The 22,170-nt window shown below is 68.1% G+C and carries 12 protein-coding genes and 3 tRNA genes; 10 read left to right on the forward strand and 5 right to left on the reverse strand.

Annotated features, from left to right (window positions below):
* Nucleotides 1-16 precede the first annotated feature (16 nt).
* The 8 genes from ACWGSK_RS09030 (at nucleotide 17) to ACWGSK_RS09065 (ending at nucleotide 17,084) form a co-directional block, all read left to right on the forward strand.
* Nucleotides 17-4,660: a type I polyketide synthase gene (locus ACWGSK_RS09030; protein ID WP_452455587.1), complete on the forward strand. Its 4,644-nt coding sequence runs from the start codon at nucleotides 17-19 to the stop codon at nucleotides 4,658-4,660.
* A gap of 35 nt (nucleotides 4,661-4,695) precedes the next feature.
* Complete coding sequence (locus ACWGSK_RS09035) at nucleotides 4,696-10,290, forward strand: thioester reductase domain-containing protein (RefSeq protein ID WP_452455588.1); 5,595 nt, start codon at nucleotides 4,696-4,698, stop codon at nucleotides 10,288-10,290.
* A gap of 6 nt (nucleotides 10,291-10,296) precedes the next feature.
* The gene (locus tag ACWGSK_RS09040) at nucleotides 10,297-11,637 is read left to right on the forward strand and encodes an NAD(P)/FAD-dependent oxidoreductase (protein ID WP_452455589.1); all 1,341 of its coding nucleotides are present in this window, start codon (nucleotides 10,297-10,299) and stop codon (nucleotides 11,635-11,637) included.
* 161 nt (nucleotides 11,638-11,798) lie between these two features.
* A complete protein-coding gene (locus tag ACWGSK_RS09045; protein WP_452455590.1) occupies nucleotides 11,799-12,218 on the forward strand; it encodes a YybH family protein in 420 nt (139 codons plus the stop codon).
* A gap of 68 nt (nucleotides 12,219-12,286) precedes the next feature.
* Entirely contained in the window at nucleotides 12,287-13,177 is an 891-nt protein-coding gene (locus ACWGSK_RS09050; RefSeq protein ID WP_452455591.1) for an NAD(P)-dependent oxidoreductase, read from the forward strand.
* A gap of 334 nt (nucleotides 13,178-13,511) precedes the next feature.
* Nucleotides 13,512-15,020, forward strand: a complete 1,509-nt coding sequence (locus ACWGSK_RS09055) for a flavin monoamine oxidase family protein (RefSeq protein WP_452455592.1) — start codon at nucleotides 13,512-13,514, stop codon at nucleotides 15,018-15,020.
* A gap of 33 nt (nucleotides 15,021-15,053) precedes the next feature.
* Entirely contained in the window at nucleotides 15,054-16,256 is a 1,203-nt protein-coding gene (locus ACWGSK_RS09060; RefSeq protein WP_452455593.1) for a cytochrome P450, read from the forward strand.
* A 72-nt stretch (nucleotides 16,257-16,328) separates the two neighbouring features.
* Nucleotides 16,329-17,084 carry a thioesterase II family protein gene (locus ACWGSK_RS09065; protein WP_452455698.1) on the forward strand — a complete coding sequence of 252 codons (756 nt, stop codon included), beginning with the start codon at nucleotides 16,329-16,331 and terminating at the stop codon, nucleotides 17,082-17,084.
* Between the two features lie 400 nt (nucleotides 17,085-17,484).
* Here the strand turns inward: ACWGSK_RS09065 and ACWGSK_RS09070 are convergent.
* From ACWGSK_RS09070 to ACWGSK_RS09080, 3 genes are all read right to left on the reverse strand, one after another.
* Nucleotides 17,485-17,558, reverse strand: a tRNA-Val gene (locus tag ACWGSK_RS09070).
* A 14-nt stretch (nucleotides 17,559-17,572) separates the two neighbouring features.
* Nucleotides 17,573-17,643, reverse strand: a tRNA-Cys gene (locus tag ACWGSK_RS09075).
* 42 nt (nucleotides 17,644-17,685) lie between these two features.
* Nucleotides 17,686-17,758, reverse strand: a tRNA-Gly gene (locus ACWGSK_RS09080).
* A gap of 182 nt (nucleotides 17,759-17,940) precedes the next feature.
* Here ACWGSK_RS09080 and ACWGSK_RS09085 point away from each other — a divergent pair.
* Nucleotides 17,941-19,149: a molybdopterin molybdotransferase MoeA gene (locus ACWGSK_RS09085; protein WP_452455594.1), complete on the forward strand. Its 1,209-nt coding sequence runs from the start codon at nucleotides 17,941-17,943 to the stop codon at nucleotides 19,147-19,149.
* Between the two features lie 117 nt (nucleotides 19,150-19,266).
* Here ACWGSK_RS09085 and ACWGSK_RS09090 read toward each other — a convergent pair whose 3' ends face one another.
* On the reverse strand, nucleotides 19,267-20,904 hold the full coding sequence (locus ACWGSK_RS09090; protein ID WP_452455595.1) for an MFS transporter: 1,638 nt from the start codon (nucleotides 20,902-20,904) through the stop codon (nucleotides 19,267-19,269).
* Between the two features lie 192 nt (nucleotides 20,905-21,096).
* Here ACWGSK_RS09090 and ACWGSK_RS09095 point away from each other — a divergent pair, with 192 nt between their 5' ends.
* Entirely contained in the window at nucleotides 21,097-21,648 is a 552-nt protein-coding gene (locus ACWGSK_RS09095; RefSeq protein ID WP_358511436.1) for a TetR/AcrR family transcriptional regulator, read from the forward strand.
* An 11-nt stretch (nucleotides 21,649-21,659) separates the two neighbouring features.
* Here ACWGSK_RS09095 and ACWGSK_RS09100 read toward each other — a convergent pair whose 3' ends face one another.
* Complete coding sequence (locus ACWGSK_RS09100; RefSeq protein ID WP_358511433.1) at nucleotides 21,660-22,157, reverse strand: GNAT family N-acetyltransferase; 498 nt, start codon at nucleotides 22,155-22,157, stop codon at nucleotides 21,660-21,662.
* Between the last annotated feature and the right edge of the window lie 13 nt (nucleotides 22,158-22,170).

Consider the following 22,170-nt stretch of genomic DNA (forward strand, 5'->3'; position numbering starts at 1 on the left):
GGGGAGCTGATCGCACGTGTCCGCTGATGAGGAGCAGTTGCGCCGGTATCTCAAACGCGCGGTCGCCGACGCGCAGGTGAGTCGCGCGCGAGTACGGGAACTGGAACGGCGGGAGCGCGATCCCATCGCCATCGTGGGGATGTCCTGCCGTTATCCGGGCGGAGTGGATTCGCCGGAGCGGTTATGGCAGGTGGTCGCCGACGGCGTGGACACGGTGTCCTCGTTTCCCGAGAACCGGGGTTGGCCGCTCGACCGGCTCTACCATCCTGATCCGGACGAGGTGGGCAGGTCGTACACCGACCTGGGCGGTTTCGTGTACGACGCGGACCGGTTCGACGCGGAGTTCTTCGGGATGTCGCCGCGGGAAGCGCTCGCGACCGACCCACAACAGCGGTTGTTGCTGGAGACCGCATGGGAGTGTTTCGAACGGGCCGGGATCCCGGCGGACTCCGTTCGCGGCAGCCGGACGGGTGTGTTCGTCGGCACCATGTATCACGACTACGGTGCACGTCCCCATCTTCCGCTCGAGGAGTTCGAGGGCTACCTCTACACCGGCAGCGCGGGCAGCGTCGCCTCCGGCAGGCTGTCCTACGTCTTCGGTCTGGAAGGCCCCGCCGTCACCGTCGACACGGCGTGCTCCTCGTCTCTGGTCGGAATCCATCTCGCGGCAGGGGCCCTGCGCCGCGGCGAATGCGATCTCGCGCTGGCGGGCGGTGCGACGGTCATGTCGACTCCTGACGTGTTCACCGAGTTCTCCCGCCTGCGCGGGCTGTCTCCCGACGGCCGGTGCAAGTCGTTCGCCGCGTCGGCGGACGGGACCGGGTGGTCGGAGGGCGCCGGGTTGCTCTTGGTCGAACGGCTCTCGGACGCCCGTCGCAACGGACACCGGGTGCTCGCCCTGATCTCGGGCTCGGGCGTCAACCAGGACGGTGCGAGTGCGGGCCTCAGCGCTCCCAACGGCCCCGCGCAGGAGCGGCTGATCCGTCAGGTGCTGACCACCGCGGGACTGTCCTTCGCCGACATCGACCTCATCGAGGCGCACGGCACGGGTACCCCGCTGGGCGATCCGTTGGAAGCCAACGCGCTTCTCGCCACCTACGGTGCCGAAAGGCCGGTCGATGACCCGATCCGACTCGGGTCCCTGAAGTCGAACATCGGGCACGCCCAGGCCGCGGCCGGTGTCGGGGGTGTCATCAAGGTGGTCGAGGCCATCCGACACGGGGTCATGCCCAGGACCCTGCACGCCGACGAACCGACCCCGCACGTCGACTGGGACGGCGGTGCGCTTTCACTGTTGACCGAGGCGCGCGACTGGCCGGCCCGCGAGGGGCCGCGGCGTGCCGGCGTGTCCGCGTTCGGGTTCAGCGGCACCAACGCCCACCTCATCGTCGAGGAGGCGAGCCCGACACCGGAACCGGACGTGGCCGCCGCGACGGTCCCACCTCCGCCGGTACTGCCGTACGTCCTCTCGGCCGGAACGCCGGAAGTGTTGCGCACCCAGGCCGAACGGATCGGTGCGCTCGTCGCCGAGGGCACCGGTCCCGACCCGCTCGACCTGTCCTACTCCCTGGCCCGCACGCGCTCGGCCCTGCGGCACCGCGCGGTCGCGGTCGCGGCCGACCGCTCGGAACTGGTCGAGAACCTCCTCGCGCTGGCCGACGGCGGTCCGGACACGATCGTCGACGCCCGCGGCGAGGGGCGCCTCGCGTTCATGTTCACCGGAGGCGGGGCGCAGCGGGCCGGTATGGCACGTGAGTTGGCCGTGGCCTTCCCGGCGTTCGCGGACGCTTTCGACGAGGTGTGCGTGGCTCTCGACGAACACTTGCCCAGGCCGTTGCGGTCCGTCATCGAGTCGGGTGACGAGCTGGATCAGATCGACTACACCCTGGCGTCCCTGTTCGCGGTCGGGGTCGCGCTGTACCGGCTTCTGGAGGGCTGGGGGGTTCGCGCGGACTACCTGGTCGGCCATTCGACCGGAGAGCTGATCGCGGCCCACTTGGCCGGAGTCCTGTCATTGTCCGATGCGGCGGTGCTGGTGACGGCCCGTGGACGGCTGATGCGCGCTCTGCCGGAGGGCGGGGCGATGATCGCGGTGGAGGCGACCGAGGACGAGGCGCGCGAGACGCTCGACGCCGACGGGCGCGCGGTGATCGGCACGATCAACGGTCCTCGGGCGGTGGTGCTCTCCGGGGACGAAGACGCGGTCCACGCTGTTGCCCGGGTATGGAGCGACCGCGGCCGTTCCACCCGGGTGCTGCCCATCCTGCGGGCCTCTCATTCGCATCGGATGGATCCGATGCTCGACGAGTTCCGGGCGATCGCTGAAGGTCTGACATTCCACCGCCCGCGCACCGGCATCGTCTCGACCGTCACCGGCGAGGTGGAATCCGGTGACGGGTGGACCTCCCCCGAGTACTGGGTCGAGCAGCTCCGGCGGCCGGTGCGCTTCAGCGACGCCGTGCGAACGCTGGAGGCACAGGGCGTCACCACGCTGCTCGAACTGGGACCGGACGGGGTCCTCTCGGCGATGGCGGCGGCCTCGGTCGACGACGCGGTCACGGTTCCCGCCATGCGGAAGGACCAATCGGAGCCACGGACCCTCGTCCACGCGCTGAGCGTCCTGCACTCGCGCGGTGTGCCGGTCGACTGGGCGGCGTTCTTCGCCGGCATGGGCGCGCAGGCCATGGATCTACCGACGTACCCGTTCCGGAAGGAGAGGTACTGGCTCGACCCGGCCCCGCCGACCGAGTCCGACGTCGGCGGTGGAACCGAGGAGCCCGACCCGCTCGGGGCCCTGCACCGGGTCGACTGGCTGCCGGATGCCGTCCGGCCATCGGCTCGGCCGGTTACTTGGGCGACTCTGGGTGAGCGGGCGGGGGAGGGGATCGAGGCGTACGCCGACTTCTCCGCTTTCGGCGAGGCAGTGCGATCCGGCGTCGATGTTCAGGCTCTCGTGCTCCCCTTGACGGCGGTTGAGCCCGATGCCGTCGCGCGGACATGCGATACGCTCCGGCGGTGGACGGCCGACGAGCGGTTCGCCGACACCCGCCTGATCATCGCGACTCGGGGTGCCGTCGCGGTCAAGGACGGTGAAGCACCCGACCCGAACGCGGCCGCGATATGGGGTTTGATCCGGTCGGCCCAGGCGGAGGCCCCTGACCGGTTCGTGCTCGTGGACACCGACGTCGACGATGACGCGGTGGTCGTTCCGCCGTCGCTCCTGTCGGCCCTACTGGTCGCCGACGAGCCGCAGGCCGCCGTGCGCGACGGGAAGGTCCTCGTTCCGAGGCTGAGTCGGCTCCGGCCTTCCGCCGCTCGGGAAGCGGAAGCCCCGGTCTGGGATAAGCGGGGCACGGTTCTGATCACGGGTGGCACCGGCATGCTGGGAGCCACGATCGCTCGGCACCTGGTCACGGTGCACGGCGTCACCAACCTGCTGTTGGCGAGTCGTACCGGGGTGCCCGCGGACGGCGCCGACCAGGTGCTCACGGAGATCGCGGAACTGGGTGCGAACGTCACCGTCAGCCGGTGCGATGTGTCCGACCGGGACGCGCTGGCCGGACTGCTCGCGAAAATCCCGCCCGAACAACGGCTGACCGGTGTGATCCATGCGGCGGGCGTGTTGGACAACGGCCTGCTCTCCGACATGACGTCCGAACGGTTGCGGACCGTGCTCGGCGCCAAGGCGGACGGTGCGCGGCATCTGCATGAACTCACCCGGGGGTACGAGCTGTCGGCCTTCGTGCTGTTCTCCTCCGCGGTCGGGTTGTTCGGAGGCCCCGGCCAGGCGAACTACGCCGCGGCGAACGCGTTCCTCGACGGACTGGCGCACCATCGCCACACACTGGGGCTCCCCGCGGTGTCGATGGCCTGGGGCGTGTGGGATGTCGACGGCGGCATCAACGAGAGCATGAGCGCCCAGGACCGCCGCCGACTGGCGCGAGACGGATTCCGCACTGTTCCGGCCACGGACGGCGGGGCCCTGCTCGACGCGGCTCTGGTGACCGGTCGGCCCGCGGTGACCGCGACGCCGTTCGACCTGACGGCCGTGCGAGCGCTCGACAGGGTGCCTCCGCTGCTGAGGGCACTGGTACCCGAGACAGAGCGTGCCTCCGAAGACACGCGGTCGTTCGCCGAACGGCTGGCGCGGTTGAGCGGTACCGAGCGGGAGGAGCACGTGCTCGACGTCGTGTCCCGCACGGTCGCCGCTGTCCTGGGGCACACCGACTCTTCCGCCGTCGATCCCCAATCCGCGTTCCGCGAACAGGGTTTCGATTCCCTCACCGCTGTCGAACTGCGGAACAGGTTGAACGGCCTCACGGGGGCGAAACTCCCCGCGACCGCGGTATTCGATCACCCGACGCCGCGACTGCTGGCCGATGTCGTGCTCGACAACCTGACGCTTGAGACCGTGTCGTCGAAGGAGCCCTCGTCGGTGCTCGCCGCGCTGGAACAACTGGAGACCGCGCTCGCCGTCGAGGCTGAGGTCGAAAGCGATCGTGACGTGATCACCGTGCGGCTCCAGATCCTGATGTCCCGGTGGCTGGAGACCGAATCCCGGTCGGCGGCCACATCGGACGAGCGCGATCTGCTCGAGTCCGCTTCCACCGACGAACTGTTCGACTTCATCGACAACGAACTCGGCCGCGGCCCCAGCTGACGGCCGCCCGACCTCAGGGGACAGGTAACGCTCTCATGGCGGATACGAAGAAGCTCGAGGACTACTTGAAATGGGTCACCGCCGACCTGCGGAAGGCCAAGCAGCGCATCGCTGAACTGGAGTCCGGCCGGTCGGAACCATTGGCGATCGTGGGCATGGCGTGTCGGTTCCCGGGCGGCGTGGCGTCCGCCGACGACCTGTGGCGGATCGTCGCCGACGGCCGCGACGGGATCACCGACTTCCCCACCGACCGGGGATGGGACGTCGACGCGCTCTACGACCCGGATCCCGACACCCCCGGCACGACGTACACGCGCGAAGGCGGTTTCCTCGACGGGGCGACGGAGTTCGACGCCGGCTTCTTCGGCATCGCACCCCGCGAGGCACTGGTGATGGACCCGCAACAGCGGGTGCTGCTGGAGACCGCATGGGAGACGTTCGAGCACGCGAACATCGATCCCGCCCCGCTGAGAGGGACTGACGTCGGCGTCTTCGTCGGCGCGGTGGAACAGTCCTACCTGGGTTTGACCGGACCGACCGAGTCGGAGGGCTACCAGCTGACGAGCAAGCTCGGGGCCGTGGCCGCAGGAAGGCTGTCGTACGTGTTCGGCTTCGAGGGCCCGTCCATGACGATCGACACGGCCTGCTCGTCGTCGTTGGTCGCCATGCACCTGGCGAGCCAGTCACTGCGCAGCGGGGAGTCGCGGCTGGCCCTTGCCGGGGGTGTGACGATCGTCGGGAGCCCCGGCGGATTCGTCGACTTCTCCCGACAACGCGGTCTCGCCCCCGACGGCCGGTGCAAGTCCTTCGCCGCCGCGGCCGACGGCACCAGCTGGGCGGAAGGGGTCGGGCTGATCCTGCTGGAACGGCTCGGCGATGCCCTCGACAACGGGCACCGGGTGCTCGGGGTTCTGCGATCGTCGGCCGTCAACTCCGATGGCGCGTCCAACGGCTTGACGTCTCCCAGCGGCCCGGCCCAGGAGCGGGTGATCCGGACGGCCCTCGCCGGCGGGAGGTTGGACGCGTCCGAGGTCGACGTGGTCGAAGCGCACGGCACCGGGACGCGGCTCGGCGATCCCATCGAGGCCCAGGCGCTGCTCAGTACCTATGGTGCCGGCCACACACCGGAGAGACCGCTGTACCTGGGCTCCCTGAAATCGAATATCGGGCACACCGTGGCGGCGGCCGGGGTGGGTGGTGTGATCAAGATGGTGCAGGCACTGCGGCACGGTGAGCTGCCGCGGATTTTGCACCTGGACCGACCGACGCCGCTCGTGGACTGGTCGCCGGGGACCGTCGAACCGCTGGCCGAGCACCGTCCATGGCCGGAACTCGGACGTCCGCGCCGGGCCGCCGTGTCGGGTTTCGGCGTGGGCGGTACGAACGCACATCTGATCCTGGAACAGGCGCCGGCCGAGTCCGAGGCACCGATGGGGCGGAAACCGCCCGCGTCGCTGCCGCTCGTCCTGTCCGCGAGTTCCCGGGAGGCTCTCGCCGAACAGGCACGCAGTCTGGCCGGTCGGCTCCAGGAGATGCCTGAGCAGGCCCTGCTGGATACGGCGTACACGGCCGCGAACGGTCGCGCGGCACTGGAACACCGGGCCGTCGTCGTCGGCTCCGACACCGACACGCTGCTCGCGGGCCTGGGGCGGGTAGCGGCCGGCGGTGTGCGCCCGGCCATGGCGGCGAGCGGAGGCAGGCTCGGGATGCTGTTCACCGGCCAGGGAGCTCAGCGGGTCGCCATGGGTATGCGCTTGCGCGCAGCGTTTCCCGCGTTCGCCGAGGCGTTCGACGAGGTGTGCTCAGCGATGGATTCACACCTCGAACAGCCCTTGACCGACGTGCTCGCCGATAAGGCGAGGCTGACCGAGACCGGGTTCGCCCAGCCGGCGTTGTTCGCACTGGAGGTGGCTCTGTACCGGCTGTTCGAAAGCTGGGGTGTCCGGCCCGACTACCTCGTCGGCCATTCCATCGGCGAGTTGTCCGCCGCGCACGTTGCCGGTGTGTTGTCACTGCCGGACGCGGTGACGGTCGTCACCGCACGGGGCCGGCTGATGCAGGGGCTGCCTGAGGGCGGGGCGATGGCCGCCCTGCACGCGACCGAGGCCGAGCTCGGTCCGGTGCTCGCTCAGGTCGGCGGGCGGGTCGCCATCGCCGCGCTCAACGGCCCCGAGTCCACGGTGGTCTCCGGCGACGCGGACGGCGTCGAGCGTGTCACCGACATGGTGAGGGCATGGGGGAGACGTGCCAAAAGCCTCGTTGTGAGCCATGCGTTCCACTCGCCGCACATCGATCCGATGCTGGATGAATTCGGTCGGATCCTGGACGGCGTCACCTGGCATGCACCGAACATCCCGATCGTCTCCACCGTCACCGGCAGGACGGCCACGGAGGGAGAGCTGCGGTCACCGGTGTACTGGGTCGGTCAGGCGCGGAACCCGGTGCGCTTCCACGACGCGGTCCGCACTCTCGCCGACAAGGGTGTGACGACCGCCCTGGAGCTCGGACCGGCCGGGGTGCTCTCCGCGCTGGTCGTCGAAAGCGACCTGGTCGCCGCGGTTCCCGCCGTGCGCAGTGTGCCGGACGAGGTGCACGACGCGGTGCGCGCGCTGGGAGAGCTGTGGGCGGCCGGAACTCCCGTGGACTGGGACGGCTATTTCCAGGGGAGTGGCGCGCGCTGGACCGATCTGCCCACCTACCCGTTCCAGCGCGAGCGGTTCTGGCTGGAGACGGCCGGTGCTCCCGCGGAGGCCGACGGTCTTAGCCCGGCGAGCGCCGACGATTCGGTTCTCCGGGTCGCGTGGGCGCCGTCGGCCATGGCCGAACCGAGCGCGATGCCCTCGCTGGGGCTGCTGCGCTTGGATGGCGCGGAGGTTCCGGACGGTGTCGCCGCCGCAGAGTTCGGCGGGGTGGCTCAGGCCTTGGACGCGCTCGGCTCATACGACGCGCTGGTGGTTTCCGCTGTGCCGCCGAAGGGCGCAGATGTGCCGGCTCGGGCGGAGCACCTCGTCCAGCGGGTGCTGGCTCTGGTACAGACATGGCTGGCCGATGAACGGACGGCCGACATCCCGCTCGTCGTGCTGACCCGTGGGGCCGTGGTCACCGCCGGCGAAGGAGCCGGTGCCGACGTGGCCGCCGCGCCCCTCTGGGGGTTTCTGCGGACCGTGCAATCCGAGGAACCGGAACGGGTCGTGATCATCGATCTGGACGATGACCCGGCGTCGGTCACGCATGTGCCGTCGATTCTCGCCTCCGGCGAGCCGCAGGTAGCCGTTCGCCGAGGTGAGACGCTCACACCGGGCCTGGCCACGACCGCCGCGAACGGTGACGTGTCGACGTGGAACCCGAACGGCACGGTCCTGATCGCGGGTGGCACGGGTGCGCTGGGAGGGGTGTTCGCCAGGCATCTGGTGCGCGAACGCGGCGTGCGCCATGTGCTGCTGGTCAGCCGCAGCGGGAGCACCGCAGCGGGCGCGGCCGAGCTGGTCGACGAGCTCTCCGGTCTCGGCGCCGAGGCACGGGTCGAGGCATGCGACCTGGCGGACCCGGACGCGGCCGCGGCGCTCTTGGCCACCATCCCGGACGCGCACCCGCTCACCGGGGTCGTCCACGCGGCCGGCGTGATCGACGACGGCATGGTCGCCGACCAGACCGCAAGCCGTGTCACCGCCGTGTTGCGGTCCAAAATCCATGCCGCGTGGAATCTCCACGAGCTCACCCGCGACTGCGCGCTGGACGCTTTCGTGCTGTTCTCCTCCGTCGCGGGCGTGATCGGAGGCGCCGGCCAGTCCGGTTACGCCGCCGCGAACACGTTCCTCGACACGCTGGCCGAGCACCGCGCCGCACTTGGGCTGCCCGCCGTGTCGTTGGCCTGGGGGTTGTGGGACCACGAACGCGGTATGAGCGGGCATCTCAGCCGCGGTGAACTGGACCGCATCGCCCGTGCCGGTCTGCTCACGATCACCGAGGACACCGGACCGAAGCTGCTCGACCGCGCGCTGTGCGCAGATCGAGCGTCTCTGGTCGTTACACCGGTCGACCTTGCCGCAGTGCGCTCCAACGGGAGGCGGTCGCCCCTGATGTTGCGCCGTCTCGTGCAGGACGCCGACGGTGCGGTCGTCGACGAGGAGCTGACGGCCGCACGGTTGGCGGACCTGCCCTCCCAACGCAGGCATGAGATCGTCGCCGACGTCGTCCTCCGCGAGATCTCGCTGGTACTCGGGCACAGAACCACCAGCGCGGTCCAAGAGCACCATCGCTTCGCCGACCTCGGGTTCAGTTCGTTGACCTCGGTGGAACTGCGCAACCGGATCGCGGACGTGACCGGGGTGAAACTATCGCCCTCCCTGGTCTTCGAACATCCGACCCCGGGAGAACTGGCGGCACACGTCTGCGCCGTTCTGCTGCCCGAGATCGAAGGACCCTCGAGAACCTCCGGTGGGGATCTCAGCGGCGAGATCCATCTCGGCGCGGACGTCGTGGCGGATTCGCGAACCCGGCCGGTCGTCACCGATCCCGACGAGGTCCTGCTGACCGGGGCGACCGGATTCCTCGGTGCGTTCGTGCTGCGCGAGCTGATGCGTTCCACGAAGGCACACGTGCACTGCCTCGTCCGAGGTGGCGGCCACGAGGAAGCCACGCGCAGGTTGTACGACAACCTCGACTGGTACCTGGTACGCGGTGATGTCGATCCGAAACGCCTTTCCGTTGTCGTGGGCGACTTGTCCGCCCCAGCGCTCGGTTTGGCCGAGACCGAGTTCGATGACCTGTCCCGTCGGGTCGATGCCGTGTACCACGCGGGCGCGCGAGTGAGCTGGCTCCAGCCGTACTCCGAACTGGCGGACGCGAACGTCGGCGGCACGAGGGAGGTGCTGCGCTTGGCCGCGGCGCACCGAACCGTTCCGGTTCACTACGTGTCGACCACCGGCGTCTTTCCCGCGGGCGGCGCCGACGCCGCCCCGGCGAAGGCCGGCGATCCGACCGGGCACGGCGAGCTGCTGCACAACGGCTATCTGCAAAGCAAATGGGTGGCCGAACAGGTCATCGAGCTGGGGCGAAAGCGCGGGATTCCGGTATCGGTGTACAGGGTCGACGTCGTGTGCGGCGACCGATCGACCGGTGCCTGCCAGACCAAGGACTTCGTCTGGCTGAGCCTCAAAGGGCTGCTGGAGACCGGTGCGGTCCCCGGCAGCCTCGCCGGAGTCGTCCACATGGTGCCGGTCGACTACGTCAGCTCCGCGATCGTTCATCTGTCGCTGCGCGAGGACACGGCGAACCGGACGTTCCACTTCTTCAACCGGCAGGACCAGACCTTCACCGAGTTCGTCGGCCACCTGCGCTCTGCCGGGTTCGGCCTGGTCGAACTGGACTGGGAGACATGGCTTGCGCGGGTGGGCGCGGACCCCGCGAACGCAGTCGTCCCCCTGCTGGATTCGTTCGAGGGGATGAACCGGGGTGATGGCGTGTCGACGTACCCCCCGATCGACGTATCGGAGACCGAACGCGCGTTGACGGGCACCGGAATCGAGTGCCCGCCTGTCGACAGGGCCCTGTTCCAGAGGTACGTCGACTTCTTTGTCCGAGTGGGCTACTTCCCCGCGCCCGTTGGGGAAGCACAGACAGGAGAGTGACCAGGCATGGAGACATCGGATCGCGACCGCGCGATCGTCCTCGGCGGGAGCATGGCCGGTTTGCTTTCGGCGCATGTATTGGCCGACCACTACGCCGAGGTTTTGGTCATCGACCGAGACGACTTGGTCGGAGAGGACAACACCACGGGGCACGGCGTGAACCGTCGTGGCGTTCCGCACGGCGGGCACCTGCACAACCTGCTCGCGGCAGGGGTTTTGACCCTCGAAGAGTTGATCCCCGGCCTGGTCGACGAGCTGGCCCGGAACGGCGCCGTGACGGGCGACGGCACACAAGACGTGAGATGGGTCGTCAACGGCGTGCACATGCCGCAACCCGAGTCCGGGTTGCCCTTGCTGTCGGTCAGCAGGTCGCACCTGGAGAAGCGGGTGCGTGCGCGCGTACGTGCGCGGGGCAACGTCTCATTCCTGGAGCGGACGGAGAGCAAGGAACTGATCACGACGCGGGACGCCCGAGCGGTGGTCGGAGTGCGGATCGCCGACGGCGATTCCGAGCGGGACCTGACCGCCGACCTTGTCGTCGACGCCACGGGCCGCAGAACCCGGACGCCCAAATGGCTCGCCGATCTCGATTACTCGCGCGTTGACGAGGAACGGCTGACCATCAACGTCGGATACACCACCCAGTACTACCGGGTGTCCGGCGATCGCCTGTCCAACGACGTTTCGATCGACATCGGCGGCACCGCCGCCATTCCGCGTGGAGCGCTGCTGGCCGAGGTCGAGGACGGCCGTGTGGTGGTCACCGGCTACGGTTTCGCCGGCGCTTACCCCCCGCGCGACACCGCGGACTTCCACGACTTCCTGAAGTCCTTGGCCGCCTGCGACATCCATGACGCCGTACACGATCTGGAAGTGTTGGGAGAACCGCTGACCTACCGGTTCCCGGCGAACCTCCGACGCCGGTACGAACGAATGGCGTCGTTCCCCGACGGTCTCCTGGTCGTTGGTGACGCCGTGTGCAGCTTCAATCCCGTGTACGGGCAAGGCATGACGGTCGCGGCGCTGGGCGCGCGGGTGTTGCGCGAACATGTCGCACGGCCGGGCCCGGTGCGGCCAGACGAATTCTTCGCCGAACTCGCGGATTCGGCCATCGACCACGTGTGGCGGCTGACCACCGGGGCGGACCGTGTGTTTCCGGGCGTGGGCGGGGACCTGACAGAGGAGGAGCAAGCCGAGCAGGACTACCTCGATCAGTTGCTCGCGGCGGCGGCGGACAATGACGACCTCCTCGTCGCGTACGCACGGGTGGCGTTCCTGCTCGACTCGTCGTCGTCCTTGGCCACACCCGATGTTCGGGCAGAAGTAGCCAGGTTCGCTGCCGAGTGACGTGCCGTGTCACGCCGACCCGGGCTGTCACGACGCGGTAATCGTGAACCTCGGCATCGTGATTACTGAAGCGAGAACGTATCGAGGTCGGGTCCCTACTAGCGTGTTGTCAGAAATTCCAGCTGGTTTTCACCTGTCTACTTTTCGGATGGAGAAAAACGTTGGTCGACGGGAAGAAGCTTCTGGCTTCTGATATCGATGAACATCAGGAAATCTTCGGAGTCGCCTTCAACTCCGGTGACGTCGATGCGGTGAACGCGATGTACGTTGACGGCGCGGTCAGCGTATGGGAACCGGGAAACCCGCATTACGGCGAGGACCGTCGCGTGTACGTCGCGAACTTCCTCAAGACCCGTAAGCCCACCGTAGACGCGCAGATTCGCCAGCGGCTGGTCGTCGGTGACACCGCGATGCTCGTGGTCGATTGGCAAATGGAAGCGCTCGACGAGAACGGCGAGAAGGAACATCTGGAAGGCTCCGCGATCGACGTCCTCAGAAAGGGCGAAGACGGCTATTGGCGCTACGTCGTGGACAACCCGTTCGGTGTCAGCGGCCCCTGGGCCGCCGACGACGAAAAGTAGCCGGCGACAGCCGACCGGCCACCACCACCCATCGCGGCGTATGCCGCACGAGCTATGGAGAACTACCTGTGTCCACTTCTTCTGCCTCTGAATCGCCGGTGACCGTCATCGGGCTGGGCCTCATGGGCCAGGCCCTGGCGGCCGCGTTCCTCGCGAAGGGCCACCCGACCACCGTCTGGAATCGCTCGGCGGGAAAGGCGGACGAGCTGGTAGGCAAGGGTGCCGTCCTCGCGGAATCGGTCAAGGACGCCGTCGAGGCCGGCCCGCTTGTCGTCGTCTGTGTGTCGGACTACAGCGCCGTGCACGCGTTGCTCGACCCGATCGGCTCCTCGCTGCAGGGGCGCACTCTGGTCAACCTGACCACCGCGAGTTCCACTCAGGCGCGGGAAACGGCGGAGTGGGCCAAGGGGATCGGCGCGGCGTACCTGGACGGCGCGATCCTCGCCGTTCCGCAGGATATCGGGGGCGACTCGGCAACACTGCTCTATGCCGGTTCGGGTACGGCGTTCGAGGAGCACCAGTCCACACTTGAGGTCCTCGGTGACGCCGCGACCGTGTACCTGGGCGAGGACCATGGCTTGTCCTCCTTGTACGACATGGCCGTCCTGACGATCATGTGGGGCGTCCTCAACAGCTTCCTCCACGCCACGGCGTTGCTGGGCACGGCAGGGGTGAAGGCGACGACGTTCGCGGACATGGCCGTCACGGCGATCAATGTGAGCTCCAACTACGTGGGGGCGTATTCCGAACAGGTCGACTCCGGAGAGTTCCCGCCCACGGATGCGACCATCAACGTCCACCTGGGCGGCATGCGGCATCTCCTGGAGGAGAGCGAGGCCCTGGGCGTGAACTCGGACCTGCCGAAGTTCTTCCTGGAAATGGTCAACCGGGCCGTGGCCGAGGGGGACGCCGAGAACAGCTACGCGTCCATGGTCAAGCAATTCCGCCGGAAGGCGTGAACCCTCGCCGTCAGACCGCCGGCACCGTCGTGTGAGCGGGCGGTCCCGGCGTTAGCCGCCCGCATCGGGTGAAGCGGCGCATCTGCGGACGCCGATGCCGGCCCACGGGCAGACCGGGCCGGCCGGTATCGGCGATCCCCGCGCCGCCGCGGGGCCGAGGGCGGGCGGCAGGTGGACGATCACATCGTCCACGGGGCTACGACCACCTCGGTTCCATGAATGAACGCGAACGCGGGAACGAGCGATCGGTCCAGGACCGGCGAGACCCGTCCGATGGCTCGTTCCGGCGTCCGTTGATTTCTGGTTGAAATTTCAGTTCATCTCGGGGGAAACAATGTCTGAGAACGGAAGACGCCGCAGACTGACCGGGCGGCACCTGTCAAGACGGAACATACTGAAGGCGGGCGGCCTCGCCGTCGCGAGTTCGGCGGTGGGTCTGGTGACGCCGGCGGTGGCCGCGGCCACCGAATCCACCGAGTCCAGGGGGTCATCCGACTACGACACGATCATCGTGGGTGCCGGCCTGGCCGGACTCACAGCGGCGCGAGAGCTCCGGCGCAAGGGGAAACGGGTGCTCATCCTCGAGGCGCGCAGCCGCATCGGCGGCCGCGCCTGGACGGATCGGTTCAACGACCATCAGATCGAGCGCGGCGGTGCATGGCTCGATCCACTCCAGCCGCACGCCTGGCGCGAGGCATCGAGATACGACCTGAAGATCGTCGCCGATGAGGGGCCCGAACGAGTCCTCATGCCGACTCCGGACGGCTTCGAGGAATTCGATCCGGTCACCGCCTACACCCGCCAGGCAGAATTGTTCACCCCGTTCTTCGACGGCTCCGAGGACTACTTTCCCGAGCCGTACGATCCGTTCGCGCGCGAAGACCTCATCGCTCCACTTGACCGGCTCTCCCTTCGCGACCGCCTGGACCAGCTGTCTTACCCGCCCGAGGACGAGATGCGCATGACCGGAACCACCGGCATGTACGGGGCGCCGACCGCGCGCGGGTCGATGCTGCACTTGGCCCAATGGTGGGCATTGGCCGGTTGGAACTACACAGGATTCTCCGGGGTGAACACCTTCCGTATCGAGCGTGGCACCGTCGCACTCGCCGACGCGATCCTGGCCGACGGCAAGCCGGACCTGAAGCTGAATTCGCCGGTCGAGTCGGTGTCGGAGAACAATGGCCGGGTCACGGTGACCACACGCGGCGGTGGTTCCCACACGGCGCCCGAGGTCATCATGGCGGTTCCGGTGAACGTCTGGAAGAACATCACGTTCACACCCCGGCTTCCGCAAACACACCGTGACGCCACTCAGCAGGGTTATGGTGTGCCCCGCCAGCGCAAACTCTGGCTCGACCTCGCTCTGCCCGAGGATCGATTCATCGTCGAGGCGCCCGAGGATTACACGTTCACCATCATGGGGCGTCTCAACGAGAACGCTCCCGTCGTGGCCTTCACGATCGACGACAGCGTGAATTTCGACAACCCCGCCGAGGTCGAGGCGGCGGTTCACCAGATGATCCCGACGGCGTCGCTGCGCGATTACATGGTGTGCGACTGGCAAGCGGAGGAATTCTCTCTCGGTGGCCCCGCGTATCGTCGGCCCCTGCACTTGACGCAGCTGCACCGCGCCATCAACGAACCGTCCGGCAAGGTCAAGTTCTGCGGTGACGACCTCGCACTCGGTTGGTGCGGATACATGGACGGCGCCATCGAGTCGGGCCTGCGCGTCGCCGGGTCGCCGACACTGTCACCTCATCCCGGCGCGGAACCCGACCTTTCCGGTCTTGCGGTTCCCGACGTCGACCGCACTGTCTACCGTCCTCTTCTTGCGCTGTGACGACCCGATAAGATACCAGATCAGGGGAATGCAATGAACGAAATTGGCTCGACCGCGGCCGAGAAATCCGCAATGGAACCGATAGACTCGCTCTTCTCCTGGTTCCGCGCGATGCAGGATCAGAACCCCGTCCATCACGACGACGACTACGGCTGGCAACTGTTCGGCCACGCCGATATCAGTAAGGTCCTTACCGACCCGGTGACATTCTCATCAGAGACGGTGTACCTGTTCAACGATCCGCAACCCGACCTCGACCTGTTTCTGTCGGGGAACCTCGTCACCAACGATCCGCCGCACCACAAGCGGCTACGTAAGGTCGTCAGTCGTGCGTTCACACCCCGTGCGGTGGGCAGGCTCCACGACCAGATCAGGCGCACCGTTGACGGACTGCTCGACGAAGTACCGAGCTCGGGACGGTTCGACCTGATCGAGACCGTTGCCTATCCACTACCGATGATCGTCGTCACGGAAATGCTCGGGCTTCCCCGTGAGGACGTCCACATGTATCGGTCGTGGGGCGACGCGCTGGGCGCCATCGATGCGGCGACCGTGCCGAAGGATGTGATGGAAGCCGAGGTTGTGCCGGCGATCCAGGAAATGAACGCCTATATCCTCGGCCATGTGCGGGAGCGTCGGAGGAATCCGGTGGATGACATGCTCACGGAGCTGGCGCTGAACACCGTTGACGGCGAACCGTTGGAAGACGGGCACGTGATCGGTTTGGTGGGGTTGATCCTGTTCGCCGGACACGCGGCGTCCATGGCGCTGCTCGGAAACTCGGTGCTCACCTTCGACCGGCATCCGGGGACTCTCGCGGAAGTGCGCGCCGACCGAGAACTGATCCCGGGAGCGGCGGAGGAGCTGATGCGCCTGTATCCGCCGTTCTCGCGGATGGCACGCCTCACGACGGCGGAAACCGAGCTGGGCGGTCGCCGTATCGGGAAGGGCGAGCTCGTCACTCTGTGGACCGGTGCGGCCAATCGCGATCCGGCACAGTTCTCGGAGCCCGACGCATTCGACATCCACCGGAAGGCCGGGGGGAACATCGCGTTCGGGCATGGTGTCCATTTCTGCCTCGGAGCTCCCCTTGCCAGGCTGGAGATCAAGATCGCACTGGACGCGCTGTTCGACCGATTCACCGACGTGGCGGTCGACTACGAATCGGGTGTCCGGTTCGAGGACCCGATGCGAATCATTTGCCCTCGCAGCCTCCCTGTTCGGGTTTCCTGGTAGTTCGGCACGGGGGGCGCCGTCGCCTGTACCTCTGAGAAGTCAGTAGAATGTTGGACTAGCGTAAAGCGAGTGATGATGGCGTCTGGAATGTCGAGCCCGTGGGTTCATCGTTACCACCCATCCGACGAGGCGAAGTTCCGCCTCATGTGTTTTCCCCACGCCGGTGGCTCAGCGAGTTACTTCTATCCTTTTTCGAAAGGGTTGACGTCGGACGTCGAAGTTCTGGCCTTGCAGTACCCGGGACGACAAGAACGGCGGACGGAGCCGCTTGTCGACGATCTGCTCGAGCTCGCCGATCGGATCGCCGGCGAAGTCCCCCGCTGGCTTGACCGTCCCACCGCGTTCTTCGGCCACAGCATGGGCGCCTCGCTCGCGTTCGAGGTCGCAAGACGCCTCGAGCGAAAAGGGATTCACATAGAACGCCTGTTCCTTTCCGGGCGGCAGGCGCCTCGCCGGACAACGCATGGCGGATCCTATCTGCTCAGTGACGACGAGCTGGTGGAAGAGGTGCGCAAGCTCAGTGGTACGGATAACGCTGTGTTGGACGATCCCGAAATCGTCCGCATGGTGCTGCCCGCGATCCGGAGCGACTACCGGGCCGCAGAGACCTATCGGTACTTGGACGGTTCTGACGTCAGCTGTCCGATCATCGCACTCATTGGGGACGAGGATCCGAGGGTGACGGTTGATGGAGTCCGAGCGTGGCGAGATTTCACCAGCTCCGAGTTCCGAAGCGAAGTTTTTTCCGGCGGGCACTTCTTCTTGAACGATCACGAGAGCGACATTCTCACTACCATCATCGATCACTTCAGAGTTCGCAGCCGATGACGCTGAACGGGATGAAGACCGGCATGGTGGGCTTGGATGTGCTGGGATAGCCGGGTCACTGAAGGCGACCCCCACCCGAGTCAGGGCTGTTGCAAGGTCGGGTGAGGGATGCGTCCGCTCTGTTCAAGGGCTCTGGAGTAGCGCGAGAGGGTGAGCGAAGGTCTCGTAGGACACCCGGCGCATGGCCTCGAGGATGCTGCTCATCCCCGGCTCGGTCAGTTGCGGCATCACCGAATCGTGTAGCATCGCCATGTTCTCCGGCCCGCACGCGCAGTGGAAACAGCGAAAGCGGGCTCCCGAAGGAACCCGCTTCGAAGATGATCTCTCGAATATCTCCCAAGGCGGGATGATCATCTTCGCCGCTACAGTCAGATAACTCTCTGACCTGCGGTGCTACTTGTGGGCGATACAGGACTCGAACCTGTGACCCCTACCGTGTCGAGGTAGTGCTCTAACCAACTGAGCTAATCGCCCTGGGTGGAACTGGGAGGTGGAGACGGGATTCGAACCCGTGTAGACGGCTTTGCAGGCCGCTGCCTCGCCTCTCGGCCACTCCACCGAGTACACGTGGGCGGGGTGAACCGCGCCAGCGTCTCCTCCGAGCGGACGACGGGATTCGAACCCGCGACCCTCACCTTGGCAAGGTGATGCTCTACCAGCTGAGCCACGTCCGCGTGCTTTCGGGCCTGACCACCGGTTTTTGCCGGGGCCGTGCCTTGCCGCTGGTTAAGACTTTAGCGGAGATTCGACGGACGGCAAAATCGATGTTGGGCGGGGTTGGGTGCGGCGGTGGTCGACGTGCCGAGGGCACCCGGTAGCGTCCGCGACACAGGGCCCGGTAGGGACGGGGCGCACCTTGCCGGAGAAGGAGGATCTGACCGTGGCGGAGGAGTGCGGGAGACACCAGGGGGAGACGACCTGGTCAAGGGCTCGGGAGCTGGCCCGGGGACTGGGGGAGCGGCGGGGTTGTCCCGTGGTGGACCTTCCGCTGGAGGGGGCCCTGGGCGGCCGGTTGGCCGAAGACCTGAAGGCGTTGGTGGGACTGCCCGCCTTCGACGCCTCGGCGATGGACGGGTACGCGGTGGCCGGCCCACCCCCATGGAAACCGACCGGAACCCAACTGGCGGGTACCCCGGTGGCCGGATTGTCGTTGACCGCCGGAGAGGCGGTGGAGATCGCCACGGGCGCGCGGGTTCCCAAGGGCACCGAGTCGGTGTTGCCCTACGAACACGCCGAGGTCGTGGACGGGTGGGTGAGCGGGGAAGCGCCGCCCGGCCGGCACGTGCGCTGGAGCGGTGAGGAGACCGCCCCCGGCGAGACCGTGCTGGAGGCGGGCACCGAGGTCACCCCGGCGGCGCTGGGACTGGCCGCCTCGCTGGGGCACGACACGCTGCCGGTGCGGCTGCCCACCGTGGAGGTACTGGTCACCGGGGACGAGATCACCGCCGACGGACTACCGGGGGAGGGAGCGGTACGTGACGCCATCGGCCCGCTGCTGCCCGGGGTGGTGTCCTGGGCGGGCGGCCGACTGCTGCGTACGCGCCACCTGGGTGATGGCCATGACGACCTGCGCGAGGCGTTGATCGGGGGCGGGGCCGACGTGGTGGTGGTGTGCGGATCCTCCTCCAAGGGCCCGGCCGACCATCTGCGCGCGGTCCTGAACGGACTCGGAGCGAACGTGGTGGTGGACGGGGTGGCCTGTAGACCGGGACACCCGCAGTTGTTGGCGCACACCGAGGAGACCGTCTTCGTGGGTCTGCCCGGCAATCCGAACGCCGCGCTGGTCGCCTCCCTCACACTGCTGGTCCCACTGCTGGCCGGGATGGTCCGCCGGGACGAGGCGACCCTGGGGTTGGGGCGAGCGCCGTTGGTCGGTGAGGTCCGGGGACGGAACGGGGGGCGGACCCGGCTGGTGGCGGTGCGCGTGGTGGACGGTCGCGCCGAACCGGTGGGTCACGACCGCCCGGGGAGTCTGCGAGGGGCCGCGCTGGCCCGGGCCTACGCGGTGGTCCCACCGGAAGGCCCGGGGACGGATGTGGAACTACTCCGGTTGCCGGGGGCGTAGGCCTTCGCCGGTTCCGTCCCTCGGCGTGGAGTCGGGGACCTCGGTCACCGATCGGATGTGCCATGAACCACAGGGGGCGGCCCCGGGGAGAACACGCTCCCCGGGGCCGCCCCTACCTCACCGAACCCGGGCTCGTGCGCCCTCTTCGGATTCGGACCCCTGGGTCGGGGCCGGGACCGGGGTCTCCACGGCCGGGTTGCCCCGCCCTCGCAGCAGGAACCAGGCTTGAACGGCGGCGACCAGCACGATCACCACGGCGATCGTCGAGGTCAGGTGCATGCCGTCGGTGAACGCGGCCCGCGCGCCGTCCATCAGGGCCGCGCCCGCGCCACCGCCCACCTGGTCCGCGGCGGTGGCCGCGCCGCCCAACGTCTCCCGTGCCGCCTCGGTGGCCGCGGTCGGGACCCCGTCCAGTTCGGTCAGGTTGGTCCGGTAGAACGCGGTCAGCACACTGCCCAGCACGGCCACACCGAGCGCTCCGCCCATCTCGTAGGCGGTCTCGGAGATCGCCGAGGCGGCGCCTGCCCGCTTGGGCGGGGCCGCGGACATGATGGCGCCGTTGGTCAGGGTCTCGGCGAAACCGGTGCCCAGGGCGATCAACGCGAACGCCGTGGCGACCAGGACCACACCACGGGTGACGTCGTCGGCGGGCGTGAACAGCAGGGCGGCGAACCCGCTCGCGGTGACGGTCAGGGACACCCCGAGCACGGTGGACAGGCTCAGGTGGCGGGCCACCCGGGCGGCGACCAGGCCGGCGACGACGGAGATCACCAGACCGGGCACCAGCACGATGCCGGCACGCATGGGCGAGACACCGAGGACCAGTTGCAGGTACTGGGTGAGGAAGAACAGCGACCCCACCATCGAGAACACGATCATCAGGTTGGTGACCACGGCGACGCTGAACACCCGTGAGCGGAACAGGTCGACGTCGATGAGCGGGTCCGCGAGCTTGCGCTGGCGTCGGACGAACAGGTAGCCCAGGGCCAGGCCGAGCACGAGGGAGACGACCGGCGCCACCGTCAGGCCCTCGGAGGCCAGCTTCTTGATCCCGTACACGACGGGCAGCATGGCGCCGAGCGACAGCACCACGCTGACCAGGTCGATCCGGCCGGAGTCGGTGTTGCGCGACTCGCGCACCAGCAACGGCACCAGGATCAGGATGAGCGCCATCACCGGCAGGTTGATCAGGAACACCGAGCCCCAGAAGAAGTGCTCCAGCAACCAGCCGCCCAGGATCGGGCCGAGGGCGGCGCCACCGGAGAACCCGGACGCCCAGATCGCGATGGCGAGCAGGCGCTGGCGTGGGTCCAGGAAGATGTTGCGCAGCAACGACAGGGTCGAGGGCATCAGTGAGGCGCCCGCGACGCCCAGCAGGGCGCGGGCGACGATCAGGGTCTCGGCGTTGGGCGCGAAGGCCGCGAGCAGGGAGGCCACGCCGAAGGCGGCCGATCCCGTCATCAGCAGGCGTCGTCGCCCGATCCGGTCACCGAGCGAACCCATGGTGATCAGCAGGCCGGCCAGGATGAAGCCGTAGATGTCGACGATCCACAGCAGTTGACCGGAGGTGGGGCGAAGCGCCTCGCTCAGCGCGGGTACGGCGAACCCCAACACGGTCATGTCGACCGAGATCAGGACCACGGGCAGGACCAGGACCGCGAGTGCGGCCCACTCGCGCGGACCCGCGAGCGTGGGCGGGGCCCCGTCGCCCCCGTGTGCGCGGACAGGGCCGTTTCCGGCCTTGGCGGAACTCATCTTTCCCTCGTTATCGGATCGCAGGGTCTCGCGCGACTCGTGTGAGGGCGCGGAGGTGGCCCGGGACGCGAGGTGTCGTCGTGTCCGGGCTGGGCGGGAAGTCTGGTCGACCGGTCGGGCCGCGGGACGCAGGACCGGGACTCTTCAACCGTCCAGCCGGTACAGTACCGTCCAGCCGGTACAGTGTCAATCGTGAGTACTTCGAACACACGTGACCGCATCCTCGACTCGCTCCAGGACATCCTCGTCGGCGTCGGTTACTCCGCGGTGACCCTGGAGGCCGTGGCGCGCGACGCCCAGGTGTCCAAGGGGGGACTGCTGTACCACTTCCCCTCCAAGGCCGCCCTGATGAACGGGCTGGTCCAGCGGCTGGTCGAGCTCGCCGAGGCCGAGTTCAAGGAGGCCCGGGAGGGCGGGGAGGGCGTGGTCCGGGTCTTCCTGCGCACGTCGCTCCCGCAGAGCCCCGAGGAACGGGAACTGTACTGGGCGCTCATCGCCGCCCTGCGCAGCCACGAGGAGTTGGAGGAGGAGGCGGTCCGGCACGTGCAGTACCTGTTCGCGCACTGGCGTGACCTTCTGCACGAGGAGCTCACCGACCCCGTTCTCGCCGAGATCATCCTGCGGGCCGGGGACGGCCTGTACATGGCGGCGATCGCCGGGCTGGGCCGACCCGACCCCGAACTCACCCAGAAGATGATCGACCGCCTGGTCGAGGAGTCGGACCGGGTCCGGCGTCACCGCTAGCCCGGCGGCCCCTACACCCGGTCCTCGAAGACCTGGACCTCGGTGCCGCGCACCGGCACGCGCAGGCTCCGCGTGAAGCCCTGATCCTCGTAGTAGCGGACCAGGGCGCCGTCCCCACCGGCCCAGCAGTCCACGCGCACCAGGGACGTCCCCCGCTCGCGCGCCCGCCTCCGGGCGTGGTCCAACAGGCGTCCGCCCACGTTGAGCCCCCGGTGTCCGCGGGAGACCAGAAGCAGGTGCACGTACAGCTCGGGTTCGGCCACGGGCGGGGTGTAGGAGATGGGGGTGTCACTGACGGCCAGTGCCCCGACGGTCGTCCCGTCCACCTCCGCCAACCACAGTTCCTCGGCGGCGATCTCCTTCACCTTCGCCACCTTGTCGGGGTCGCTCGACCAGGGTTCGGTGCCCCACTGGGCGCCGGACCCGCGTTCGGTCAACCAGGCCACCGCCTCGTCGAACAACCGCGTCAGCGTCGGAACGTCCTCGGTGCCGCCTCGGCGTAGCCGCATGGGCTCACTCCCG

This window comes from Nocardiopsis sp. NPDC055551 (assembly GCF_053619415.1).